Source organism: Acidobacteriota bacterium (assembly GCA_034211275.1).
Classification (GTDB): Bacteria; Acidobacteriota; Thermoanaerobaculia; order Multivoradales; family JAHZIX01; genus JAGQSE01.
On the sequence record JAXHTF010000201.1, the window covers coordinates 1 to 11,975 of the forward strand.

General features: G+C 64.5%; 8 protein-coding genes. 5 read left to right on the forward strand and 3 right to left on the reverse strand.

Annotation, left to right across the window (positions count from 1 at the left end):
• The coding region (locus tag SX243_21550) for a TIGR01777 family oxidoreductase (GenBank protein ID MDY7095570.1) at positions 1-561 on the forward strand (561 nt) is incomplete at its 5' end.
• Positions 562-581: 20 nt separating this feature from the next.
• Positions 582-1,034, forward strand: coding sequence for a cyclase (locus tag SX243_21555; protein MDY7095571.1), 453 nt, complete (start codon positions 582-584; stop codon positions 1,032-1,034).
• Positions 1,035-1,055: 21 nt separating this feature from the next.
• Here SX243_21555 and SX243_21560 read toward each other — a convergent pair whose 3' ends face one another.
• The gene (locus SX243_21560) at positions 1,056-1,811 is read right to left on the reverse strand and encodes a DUF4328 domain-containing protein (GenBank protein ID MDY7095572.1); all 756 of its coding nucleotides are present in this window, start codon (positions 1,809-1,811) and stop codon (positions 1,056-1,058) included.
• A gap of 317 nt (positions 1,812-2,128) precedes the next feature.
• Between SX243_21560 and SX243_21565 the strand changes: the two genes are divergently transcribed.
• Both SX243_21565 and SX243_21570 read left to right on the forward strand, forming a co-directional pair.
• On the forward strand, positions 2,129-2,593 hold the full coding sequence (locus SX243_21565; protein ID MDY7095573.1) for a nuclear transport factor 2 family protein: 465 nt from the start codon (positions 2,129-2,131) through the stop codon (positions 2,591-2,593).
• A 458-nt stretch (positions 2,594-3,051) separates the two neighbouring features.
• Entirely contained in the window at positions 3,052-6,399 is a 3,348-nt protein-coding gene (locus tag SX243_21570; GenBank protein MDY7095574.1) for an SUMF1/EgtB/PvdO family nonheme iron enzyme, read from the forward strand.
• A 321-nt stretch (positions 6,400-6,720) separates the two neighbouring features.
• On the opposite strand, the gene avd is transcribed toward SX243_21570, so the two are convergent.
• The gene (gene avd / locus SX243_21575; protein ID MDY7095575.1) at positions 6,721-7,059 is read right to left on the reverse strand and encodes a diversity-generating retroelement protein Avd; all 339 of its coding nucleotides are present in this window, start codon (positions 7,057-7,059) and stop codon (positions 6,721-6,723) included.
• Positions 7,056-8,132, reverse strand: a complete 1,077-nt coding sequence (locus SX243_21580) for a reverse transcriptase domain-containing protein (protein MDY7095576.1) — start codon at positions 8,130-8,132, stop codon at positions 7,056-7,058. The genes avd and SX243_21580 overlap by 4 nt, the downstream gene beginning before the upstream one ends.
• 166 nt (positions 8,133-8,298) lie before the next feature.
• Between SX243_21580 and SX243_21585 the strand changes: the two genes are divergently transcribed.
• Positions 8,299-11,421 (forward strand): SUMF1/EgtB/PvdO family nonheme iron enzyme, encoded by a 3,123-nt coding sequence (locus SX243_21585; protein ID MDY7095577.1) that lies wholly within the window; start codon positions 8,299-8,301, stop codon positions 11,419-11,421.
• Positions 11,422-11,975 lie beyond the last annotated feature (554 nt).

The following is an 11,975-nucleotide window of genomic DNA, read 5'->3' on the forward strand; positions in this document are numbered from 1 at the left end:
TCGGCGGTGGGCTACTACGGCCCCACCGGCGATCGCAAGGTCACCGAGTCCTCTCCCGCCGGCGAGGACTTCCTGGCCCTCGTTTGCCTCGCCTGGGAAGGCGCGACTCAGCCGGTGGCGGACGCCGGCATCCGCCGCGTGCTGTTGCGCACCGGCGTGGTGCTCAGCGCCGAGGGTGGTGCGTTGCCGAAAATGAGCCTCCCCTTCCGCTTCTTCGCCGGTGGTCCGGCGGGCAGTGGGGATCAATACGTGCCGTGGATCCACATCGAGGACGAGATCGAAGCCATCCTCTTCCTGCTCCGGCAAGCGGAGCTCTCCGGCCCCTTCAACCTCACCGCACCGGAGCCCGTGACCAACGCCCGGCTAGGCAAGGAACTCGGCGCCGTACTGCACCGCCCGTCCCTCCTTCCCGCTCCGGCCTTCGCCTTGCGGGCGGTGCTCGGCGAAATGGCCGACGTCCTGCTCACCGGCCAGCGGGCTCTGCCCCAGCGTCTAGAAGAAGCCGGCTTCACCTTCCGCTTCCCGCGTCTGGCGGCGGCGCTGGAAGACCTGCTCGGCTAGCGTCCAGGCTGGTCACCGCGATGAGATTCCACCGCCGCTTCCGCGTCCAGGCACCGTTGGAGGAGGTCGAAGCATTCCACTCCGCTGCCAGCGGCCTGGAAGCTCTGACCCCGAAGCTCGTTCCCATGAAGGTCCTGCAGGCCCCTGAGCGCTTGGTCCCGGGCACCTCCATGACCTTCCGCCTGTGGGTCGGCCCGGTGCCCGTCCGCTGGACCGCCCGCCTCGAAGCCCTCGAAGATCTCCAGCCCGGCGAGGGTGGCTTCGCCGATGTGCAAGAAGAAGGCCCCTTCACCTCCTGGCGCCACGAACATCGCTTTACCGCCGAGGATGCCAGCATCACTCGCGTCGACGACACCATCGAGGCCCGCCTCCGTCTCCATCCGCTGTGGGGACCGGTCGGGCTAGCCATGTGGGCCGGGCTGCCGGTGCTCTTCGCCTACCGGGGCTGGAAGACTCGGCGGATGCTGGAATAGGAAGGCCTGTCGGCGGCAAGCCTAAACCGGTGTGATCGAGGCCTCGCCGGCTCCCGAGAGGCCGCCTTCCGCAGTCAGAGCATTCTCCTGGGCACTCTCCCGGGCTCTGGCCTGGGCCTCGAGCTTGCGAAACGTCCGGCCTTGATATCCGCTCAGCTTGCCGATCAGGGATAGCACCACGAGGATCAGAATGACGTCGAGGCCGTTGGAGACGATCTGGACCCAGTCGGTGTAGATGAGCTCATCGAGGGAGTCCGCTTTCATCGACCAACGAAAGAGAATCTGGCCCACGAGACCGCTCAACAGCCAGAGCGCCCACCAGAAGGGCAGCAAGCTGGGTGGGTCCGCTGCCCTCCAATTGTCGGTGTACTCGGGATCCGAAGCCTGGAACGTCTCCTTCAGGGCGTCATAGGGCTTCCACAGATTGGCGAAGGGGATGAAGAACCAGCCCACGCTCCAGCCCGGCGTGTACTTCAGCTCCCCCGGGTGAAAGGAGCGAGCGTTGCGCTTGGCGATGTAGATCCAGCGCAGGAAGACGACGGCGGTGACCAGGAAGACCACAAAGGCGACGCCCCCCAGCAGGAGCTGCCTCATGTCGTTGACGTCGGCCTCTTCATCGGTGATGCCGCCGCCCGCGGCGACCTTCTCCAGCAGCTGGATCTCCAACAGGTCGGAGCCAGTGTTGACCACCGCGAGAACGATGCCCACCCAGAGCGCAAACCTTAGCAGTCGGGTGATTCCGCTCAGGTTGACATAGGTGTCTTGAGTTTCTGCCATCTCGTGAACCCCTTCCCGGATCAGAAACCATGGACGATCACGGCAATCAGCCCCTGAGATCGCGATAGAGCGTTCCCCACGGGATGGCGCAGAGCCCTCGATTGCAGCGCTTTGTCGTTTTGTTCCAGATTATTCGGGAAGGGTTATTCCGTCAACTTTGGGGGCTTGCGTTGGGCAATGCTTCCTCGAGATTCCCAACGATGAGCTGTGCCATGGTTTCACCTCCTGATACCAGAGACTGGTAACGATGATATCGCCCTTGCCCTCGGCGCCACCCTAGGATGAAATACTCGCTCCACATTCCGAAGGAGGACCCCATGAAGCGTCTCGTCCCGGCCCTGCTGGCCCTCGCTCTCTCCGCCGCCGCCCCCGCCCTGACCGCCGATGAAGCCACCATCGCCGCCATCCAGGAGGCCGTCGACACCGCCTACGTCCAAGGCATCCACATCGACCAGGACCCGGAAAAGATCCGCGCCGGTTTCCACGAGTCCTTCATCATGTTCATCCGCACCGACGACGGCATCCGCCAGGTCACCCGCGACGGCTGGATCGAGCGCATCGAAGCCTCCAAGGCGAAGCAGGCTGAGGAATCCTCCTCGGACGAACCCACCGAAAAGCCCAAAACCACCGCCAAGATCACCGTCCTAGACCACACCCCCACCGCCGCCGTCACCAAAGTCGACCTCTACCGCGACGGCGAACAAATCTTCACCGACTACATCTCGCTCTACCACTTCGAGGATGGCTGGAAGCTGGTGGGGAAGACCTTCTACCGGCACTGATTTTCCGGCATAAGGTGCTCCCCAGCCGGCTCTGGGGTGAGGGGGCTGGTAGTGGAGGTAGGAAGCGATGGTGGTTGAGCCAGCCCCGCCCGGGGATCCAATCCCCGGGCTACTACAATTCCGCCGGCTAAAGCCGGCTCCGGAACCCTCCCCCCGCCACCTGGTTCCTACGCTTTAGCGTGGGAACCTTCTACGTTCGATCTCGCGACCTCGCTGAGGCCCCGCGACCGCGGGGCAGGTAGTTGCCGAAAGCAAGCTCAGGGAGCCGGCGACAGCCGGCGGTGCCTGGGTAGCCCGGGGATTGGATCCCCGGGCGGAGGTGCTGGAACCTCAACGCTCCCTACCCGCCCCACCGCCCCTCCAACCCACCTGTCATGCCCGTGAAGATGGGCATCCACGCGGCACCAACCATTTCTTGCTATCGTGTCTCCGAAACCAATCACAGAGGTTCGAAAACGATGCTCGAATTGCTCCTGAGCGCCGCAGTGGGCGGCACAGTAGAAGCCTTGGCAGGGAAGGGCCTGGAAGGACCGCTGGCGACGCGGACCGAGACCGTGCGGCAGAAGATCGGTGGCCAGCCCGCAGGAGTCGCCGGCGAAGCGGTACGGCGGGCGGTGAATGAGGCTCGGCTGGAAGTGAGGGATGAGTACTTCGCCGGTGAGGACGAGCACAGCCGCGAGGTAGTGGCGCTCCTCGATCACGCACCCTTCGCCCAGGAGGTCACGCGGCGGATTCTGCTGCAGGGGACGCCAGACTTCGGGCGCCTGCGCCAGCACTATTTGGAACGCAATGGCGAAGGTGCCAGTGAGCGCTGGGCCGCCCTGGAGCTGCCCCTCGACGCCTTCTTCGAAGCCATCGAACGCCACCTCGCCGCGGATCCGGAATTCGGTGCCGTCGTTCGCGATACTCAGCAACTGGTTCGCCTCTCCAAGCTCGAGGGTCTGACCCAGATCATCGCCGCGTCGAGCCAGAACATCGAGCAACTGCAACGCCAGGTCGCGGTGTCTGGCGAGCGGACGGCCGAGGCTTCGGAGCAAGGTGTGGATTTGCTCCATGTGTTGGTGGAGCGGGCGGGGGTGCAGGGAGCGAGCCTGGAGCGGATCGGTGCCCTGCTCACCGAAGTGGTGAGGGAGCTGGCAGGTGAGGGAGCGGTCAAAGGCGCAGTAAACCGGCTCACCGCCGAAGAGACCCACATGCTCCGCGAGCTGCGCAAGGAATGTGACCGGCTGCCGTTGGCGGAGGAAGCAGAGAGCCGTGACACGACCCGGCGGCAGTCGGCTTCGCTGGCGAACGTCTACGTGTCTCTGGACACCGAGACCTCGCCGGACCTCGAGCACGTGCTCCGTCGGTTGCAGGTTCCGGAAGAGGAACGTCCGAAGCTCATCGAGGCGTGGGCAGCCCACGGCTCCGAGGACCGTGCTGCGGGCCATCGCTCGGATAGAGAGTCCCTGGTCTGGCCGCAAGAGATCGATGAGGACCACCCGCTGCATGCTTGGGTCGAGTCCGAGCATCAGTGGCGGGCGGCGCGGCGCCCGGTTTCGGCACTGGAAGCTCTGGCCACGGAACCGCAGCTGGTTCTCCTCGGTGATCCTGGCTCGGGAAAGAGCACCTTCGTCAATCACCTGGCGACGCTCTTCTCCCGGGCGTGGCTCGTGCAGGATGAGGTCTGGAAGCAGGTTCTCGGGAGGGATTTTCACGAGCCCCTCTTCCCTCTGCGGGTGGTGCTGCGGCGGTGGAGCGCGAGTCTTGTCGGGGAAGGGGGCGAGGAAGCGTCGCGAGACACTCCTCAGGACCGTCGAGGGGGCGCCGCTCGCAAGAAGCTGAGCGCTGCCGAAGTGAGAGAGCTGGCCTATCGGGCGCTGGAGAGCCAGACGGCGCTCTCCCGGCAACGCCTTCTGGAGCGCCTCGACGAACCGTCAACGCTAGTGCTCTTCGACGGTCTCGATGAGGTGCCGGAGCCGGAAAAAGCTCCCGGCAAGAAGGGCCGAGATGCGGATCGACGGCGCCTGATCATCCAGGCGATCTCGGCTCTCGGCACCGCTCACGATGGGTGCAAGATCCTGGTCACCTGCCGGGTCAAGCCCTATCAAGATCCCGGCTACCAGCTGCCCGATTGTCCCAGCTATGTGCTGGCAGGCCTGGACGACGAGCGCATCCGCACGTTCATCCACCGCTGGTACGAGGAGATCCAGCGCATCGGTCAGCTGGAACCCGCGCGGGCCACGGCAGCTCGCGACCGTCTGCTGCAAGAGTTGTGGCAACCCGGCCGCGAGGTGTTGGTGGAGATGGCGCGGACGCCGCTGCTGCTCACCATGCTGGCCAAGGTCAACGCCGAAGATCAGCTGCCGAAGGGCCGCGAAGCCCTCTACCGCAAATGCGTGAATCAACTGCTGTGGGAATGGGACCGGGTGAAGAGTGAGGACGGCGAGCTGCGCAGCCTGGGGCTGTTGCTCGCGGAGGCTCCGGTGCTCATCGAGCGGGACGCCTTCGAGCGTGTGCTGCGCCGCCAGACTTTCGAGGTGCACGGAGAGTCCGGCAAGCAGACCGCCGATCTGCCGGTTGCTCCGTTGCGCGAGAAGCTCGCGAAGCTGGCAGATGACGATTGGAATTGGGCGCAACGGGTCATCGAGCTCATGCAGCGGCGCGGCGGTCTGCTGGTGGAGCATGAACCCGGAGTCTTTACCTTCCCTCACCGCAGCTTTCAGGAGTACCTCGCCGCCCGCTGGCTGGTAGAGCAGCGGGCGAGCCTGGGTCTACGCCAGCTGGTGGAGCAGCAGGTCTGGCGCGAGGTCTTCCTCCTCGCCGCCAGCTACCTGGGCCACGCGGTGGGCGCTCCCGATGTCGAGAGCCTGATCCACCGGCTCGTTTCGGGCAAACCTCCCAAGAAAGCGCGCCATTGGCAACGCATCCTGGTCGCCGGTCTCGCTTGGCAGGAGCTCGATTCTCAAAGTCCCGGCGAGGGCACCGGTGAGGAACTGAAAGAGAGGATTCCCATCCTCCTGACGCAGCTCATGCAACATCGTGATCTGCCTCCTGCCATGCGCCTCGAAGCGGGGCTGGCGCTCTCGGACTTGGGAGTGTTGCCGGAGGATCTCGACGAGTGGGTGAAGATCCCGGCGGACACGCTGGACTACTCGTTCAAGATCGGGAAGTACCCGGTGACCAACGCTCAGTACCGGAGGTTCGTGGAGGCTGGGGGGTACGATCCGGAAAAGGAATGGTGGAGCGAGGAGGCAAAGAGCGGGATTCTGGACTTCGAGGAGAGGGTCGGGAATAGCGGTTGGCCCCAGCATCCGCGGTTCTGGAGCAACCGCACCTACAACCGGGCTAGCCTGCCGGTAGTCGGCGTCAGCTGGTACGAGGCGCGGGCCTACTGCGCCTGGTGGACCGGCGAGCTGCGGGCGGCGGGGGAGCTTTCCGAGGAAGAGGATATCCGGCTGCCGACTCTGGCCGAGTGGCTGCGGGCGGCGGGGGGAGCCGAGGGGCAGGAGTATCCCTGGGGGAAGGACTTCGAGGCCTGGCGGGCCAATACCGGAGAGAGCGCGCTCGGACGGCCTTCGCCGGTGTCGATGTCCCCGGGCGGAGTGTCGGCGGAAGAGGTGTGGGATCTAACGGCGAATGTCTGGGAATGGTCGCTGGAGAAAGAAGAGGACAGATGGCCTTGGCTGCTGGGCGGCGCATACTATCGAGATAGCGATAGCTCTGGAACGTCCGCGCGCTTCAGGGTTCCCCCGGGCGGCGGGTACGACTATGTCGGATTTCGTTGTGTGTGTTCTCCTGTCTCTCGTGCTGATTCTGAATCCTGAGTTCTGGGTTTCTGATTTCTGGATGCTGTATTCTTCCCAATGCCGCGCCGGCTCACGGCCGGCGCGGCGGGGCCTGGCCGGAACGTCCGCGCGCAACAGGAATCACCCGAACGACAGGAACAACAATGTCGGATTTCGTTGTGTGTGTTCTCACGCCTTTCGCTGGCTGGAAGCCGGAATTGGGCGGCGCTGTTTGTACCGCCGTCCCGAGGCAAGCACGAGAGACGGCGCGGCCTGGTCCCGGCCTGCCGGCGCCGCCGGTAGGGCATCTATCGCCGAGGTCCGGCCCCTCGGCTCGTGGGAGCCTCGGGCCGGACCGTCTTACCGCTTACGCCAGCCGCCGAGAAGGCGTCCGATCTCTGCGAGCATCTCGGTCGCGTGGCGCAGCTGGCCGTCCGACAGAAAGCCCATCTCGTGTGCCAGGAGCAGGCTGCGCCGCAGACCGGTGAGGGCGATGTCCGCCTCCAGAAGCCGATCTTTCTGATTCTCTCGGTCCACTGCAGCGGTGACCAACTGGTCTTCCAATCGGAAGGCCTGCTGAAGAATGCGCTGGGCTAGGCCGAATCGTTGATCCCGAGGGAAACGCCGCGTAGTGCGAACGACCCAGATCAACAAAACCTGCATTCGAGAGAAAATCGGCGAGTCCCTGCTCGGTTTCATTCTCGGGGATCCCGTGGTGGTCGGATGGGGTGCTGCTCAAAGAGTCGGCGCCGCAAGCCATAGGTATTTCCGAAGGCAGCGTGGTTGACCCAGCCTCGGATCGAAGATCGAAGCTCGATCCGTCCGATTCTGCCTAGTTGGTAGGCTCCCAAGAGCTTTTTGAGCCGTCTTCGGTACGCGATCCCTTTTCGCCTCTTGAGCCGCTTGTGGTGCGGGTAGACGACAAATCCCAGGAAAGGGATCCCTTCGGTGACCGGTCGTGTCTGACATCGGGTTTCATGGAGAGTCAAGCGGAGACCGGCGGCCTTTGCGATCAACTCTCGCCTCCAGCGCCCCAACGTCCTTTTGTCGTCCGCGAAGAGCAGGAGATCATCTACGAACCGGACGTAGCCGCCGCAGCGCAGCCGTCGTTTGATGAAGTGGTCCAGGGGATCGAGATAGACGTTGGCCCAGAACTGACTCGTCAGATTGCCGATGGGCAGACCCCGAGGCCGGTTGACGGCGAAGAGATCGTCACCGGGAAAGAAGCGCATTCGATACGAGTCTCGATGAATTCTCTTCCCCGAATCGAGAATTTGGCGGCACAGCTCGATCACATCCCGGTCGCGAACGACTCGCTCCAGCGTTTGAAGTAGGATCTGATGATCCACCGCCGGGAAGAACTGTTCCACATCAGCCTGAAGCACGAATCGGTACCGCCGGGCAAATTCCTGGCACCTGTCGATAGCGGCATGATTGCCGCGGCCTTTACGGTTCGCATAGCTGTCGATGATGAAGCGCCGCTCGAAGATGGGTTCGAGAAGATTGACCAGTGCGTGGTGAACAATGCGATCCCGGAAGCAGGCTGCGCTGATCAGCCGCTTTTTCGGATCATGAATGAAGAAGCTGTGGTAAGGACCGGGCTGATAGCTCTTGGCAGCCAATTCAGCCTGAAGTACTAACAGTGACTCCGGCGCGGTCAGCTCGAAGGACGCTGCTGCTGGCAGGTTTCTCTTGCCGCGCCGCGCCTTGCGCCAAGCTCTGAGCAGGCTCGGCCAGGAATGGATCTGGGAATATAGGTCTTCGTGTCCCATCTCGGCCACTGCCTTAGGAAGCAGTGATAAATTCGGTAAAATTCCATTGCAAGCTTACATGGGATTGGCCACCTCGCTGATCGTCGAGAGCAGCGACTGCTGAGAGGTTCCGCGCCCTCCCCTCTCGCTTGACTTCACAGACTCCGGGAGTAGGAGAGCTTCTGCCATGCCCAACTCACCCGCCCCCGCCGCCTTCATCAGCTACGTCCGCCGGGACGACGAGCACGAAGGGGGAAAGCTCGTCGAGCTGTGCGAGCGGCTGGCGGAGGAGGTGCGGATGCAGTCGGGGGAAGAGTTCCCGCTCTTTGTCGACCGCAAGAACATCGGCTGGGGGGAAGCTTGGAAGGAGCGGATCGATGGCGCCCTGGATGCCACGTCTTTTCTGATCCCCATCATCACCCCGAGCTACTTCAAGCGAAAAGCCTGCCGGGAGGAGCTGGAGCGCTTTGCCGAGCGCGAGAAGAGGCTTCGAGAGCAGGGATTGCTGGGGCCGACGCAGCTGCTCATCCTGCCCATCTACTACCTACGCACGCCGCTGCTGGAGAGCGAGGAGAAGCGCGCCGACGACCCGCTGGCGCAGCTGGTGGCGAGCCGCCAGCGAGGGGATTGGCGGGACCTGCGTCACGAAGAACTGGGATCCAAGGCGGTCAACGAGCGGCTGGCGGAGTTCGCGGAGCAGATCTGCGAAGCGTTGGAGGAACTGGGGGACTTCTCCGCTGAAGCTCCAGCCGCCGCGAGCCCGGAGCTTCTCCCCGCGGAGGTGCGTTACCTCCGCCGGGTTGCCGCCGACTGCGACCGTCTGCCGCTGGCGGAAGAAGCCCGGGAAGTCGGTGATCGCAAGCTGGTGCGGCCGTCGTTGGGGCGGGTCTACGTGGAGCTGGAGACGACGCTGGCGGCGGATGCGGCCCTGGCGGCAGGGCGTTTGGGAGTCGCAGAGGAGCCATTAGAGAAAGCCTTGAAGGAGCTGTGGCAGGAAGAAGGAAAGGGGCCGCGAGGCTTCGCCTCCGGCGATGGCTCGATCCTGTCGGGAATGAATCGAAAAGTGCTCGAACGGCTCTCGAAGCAGCTTGGGAGAAAAGTCGACCCACAGCTCCTGTCGCAGGCGCTAAAGCCCCTCTCGGTCCGCGACGCTTTGGGCCGCTTCCGCTCGCTAGTTCTTCTGGGCGATCCTGGCTCGGGCAAGTCCACCTTCATCAACCATCTTACCCACCGTCGGGCTCAGGCCTTGTTGGGTGATGACGACCAGGCCGCTGGCTTCCCCCTCCGAGTGCTTCTCCGCAAATGGCATCCGCCCGAGAACGGCCAAGAAGAACCTGCCGAGGGTGCCGAGCTGATCTACCGGCTGCTGGAGCAGAGCGTGCCGGGGCTGGAGCGGGATCGGCTGCTCGAACGGCTGGAAGACGAGGACACGCTGGTGATCCTCGACGGTCTGGACGAGGTGCCGGCGGCAGAGGAAGCCGAGGAGGACCGGCGGCGAAAGCTGGTGGCAGCGGTGGAAAGCTTGGCGGTGGCTCACCCGTGCCGGTTGCTGGTGACCTGCCGCGTCAAGCCCTATGAAGATCCCGCCTACCAATTAGAGTCCTTTATCGACGTTACCCTGGCGCCTCTGGACGACGAGCGGATCCGCACGTTCGTGCACCGCTGGTATGAGGAGCTGGCGCGCATCGGACGGCTCCAGCCCGAGGACGCTGAGGAACGGCGGGAGCGGTTACTACAGGCTCTGGGGGATCGGCCGGTGCTGCGCCAGATGGCCGAGACGCCGCTGCTGCTCACCATGCTGGCGCGGGTCAACGCGCGGGCGGTGCTGCCGGACAACCGCGCCGAGCTCTATCGCGAATGCGTCGAGCAGCTCCTGTGGGAGTGGGAGCGGCAGAAGAGCGAGGGCGGCTTGGAGAGCTTGGTGAGCCTGCTCGAAGAGCCCGGCGTCGACCTCGACCGGGCGGACGTGGAGCGGGTCCTGTGGCGGCTGACCTACGCAGCCCACGGCGGCGAGGCAGATGCGCAGATCGGTGCCGGCCGGCTACGCGAGGCGCTGGCGGAGATCCACCCGCGGAAACACCACGGCTGGAGCTGGGCGAGCCGGGTGGTGGAGCTGATGCGCGAGCGCGGCGGCCTGCTGGTGGAGAAGGAGATCGATACTTTCTCCTTTCCGCATCGGAGCTTCCAGGAGTATTTGGCGGCGCGCTGGCTGCTGGAGGAGGAGAATTGGACCGTCGAGGCTCGCAAGCTGGCTTCCCGCGATACCTGGCGCGAGGTGCTGCTGCTGGCCTGCGGGCACCTGCGCTCCCAGGGCAGCTACCAGGATGTTCAAACCCTGCTCTCCGAGCTCATCGAAGGCGTCGAAGGACCTGAGGAGGGCGCTGCTGCCGAGGGCGCTGCGGTCCGCCTGATCCTGCTGGCCGGTGCCGTCTGGGTCGAGTTCGGGCCGCACCGGGCGGTGGGGGAGACGGGCAAGCGGCTCCGGCAGAGTATCCCGGAGCTGCTCCAACCGGTGATGGTGCACAAGGAGGTGGCGCAGAAGCAGCGCCTCGAAGCGGGGCTGGCGCTCTCGGACTTGGGAGTGTTGCCGGAGGATCTCGACGACTGGGTGGAGATCCCGGCGGACGCGTTGGAGTACTCGTTCAAGATTGGAAAATACCCGGTGACCAACGCTCAATTTCGGAGGTTCGTGGAGGCTGGGGGGTACAACCTGGAGCGGGAGTGGTGGAGCGAGGAGGCGAAGCGGGAGATTGTGGACTTCGAGCAGAAGTTCGGGGAAGGCGAATGGCCCCAGCATCCGCGCCTCTGGGGCAACCGCACCTACAACCGGGCTAACCTGCCGGTGGTTGGCGTCAGCTGGTACGAGGCGCAGGCCTATTGTGCCTGGCGGACCCGCGAGCTGCGGGCGGCGGGAAAGCTGTTGAGCGGCGAAGAAATTCGGCTGCCGACCCTGGCCGAGTGGCAGCGGGCGGCGGGGGGCGCCGAGGGGCAGCTGTATCCTTGGGGGAAAGACTTCGAGGCCTGGCGGGCTAATACCGAGGAGAGTGGGCTCGGACGGCCCTCGCCGGTGTCGATGTATCCGGGTGGGGTTTCGGCGGAGGGAGCGTGGGACCTGGCGGGGAATGTCTGGGAGTGGTCGCTGGAGAAGGATGACAATGGTCTTCCGTGGCTAAAGGGCGGCACATTCTACTGGGATAGTGAGAATGCAAAATCGTCCGCGCGCTTCAGGTATCACCCGTACGACTGGATCTACAATGTCGTTTTTCGTTGTGTGTGTTCTCCCGTCTCTCGTGCTGGTTCTGAATCCTGAGTTCTGGTCTTCTGGATTCTGGTCTTCTGATTTCTGAATGCTGGGCTCGGCCCCACGAGGCGTTGGCAGGAGACCCTGGGAGCGCCGGCTTCCTAGCCGGCTCTGGGGTGGGGGAGGGGACGTCAGGGTGTGCACAGAAGTTCAGCCTGCCGGCACCCACGCCCGGGGATAAAAACCCCGAGCTATGAGATTCCGCCGGCTCTGCCGGCTCCCGAAGCTTGCTCTCAGCAGTATCCCGCCCCGCTGGAGCGGGGCCTCGGCGGCATCGCGCGGATCGACGTGGTGGTTCCCACGCTAGAGCGCAGGAACCAGGGGGGTGGTGGCTCAGGGAGCCGGCGCAGCCGGCGGTGCCTGGGTAGCCCGGGGATTGGATCCCCGGGCGGAGGTGCTGGAGCCTCCAACGCTCCCTACGCGCTCCACCACCACTCCAACCACTCCGTCATGCCCGTGAAGACGGGTGACCCGGCACAGCAACAACCGTAGGTCGGATAGAGGCGCCCCAGGCGCCGAAATCCGACGTCCTGGCCCGGATCGACCGCTGCCCGTTGGGTTTC

Bases quoted from the DNA above. Each gene is read 5' to 3' on its own strand.
- SX243_21585 (MDY7095577.1), top strand. From the start codon at position 8,299: ATGCCCAACTCACCCGCCCCCGCCGCCTTCATCAGCTACGTCCGCCGG.
- SX243_21555 (MDY7095571.1), top strand. From the start codon at position 582: ATGAGATTCCACCGCCGCTTCCGCGTCCAGGCACCGTTGGAGGAGGTC.
- avd (MDY7095575.1), bottom strand. From the start codon at position 7,059: ATGAAACCGAGCAGGGACTCGCCGATTTTCTCTCGAATGCAGGTTTTG.
- SX243_21570 (MDY7095574.1), top strand. From the start codon at position 3,052: ATGCTCGAATTGCTCCTGAGCGCCGCAGTGGGCGGCACAGTAGAAGCC.
- SX243_21560 (MDY7095572.1), bottom strand. From the start codon at position 1,811: ATGGCAGAAACTCAAGACACCTATGTCAACCTGAGCGGAATCACCCGA.
- SX243_21580 (MDY7095576.1), bottom strand. From the start codon at position 8,132: ATGGGACACGAAGACCTATATTCCCAGATCCATTCCTGGCCGAGCCTG.
- SX243_21565 (MDY7095573.1), top strand. From the start codon at position 2,129: ATGAAGCGTCTCGTCCCGGCCCTGCTGGCCCTCGCTCTCTCCGCCGCC.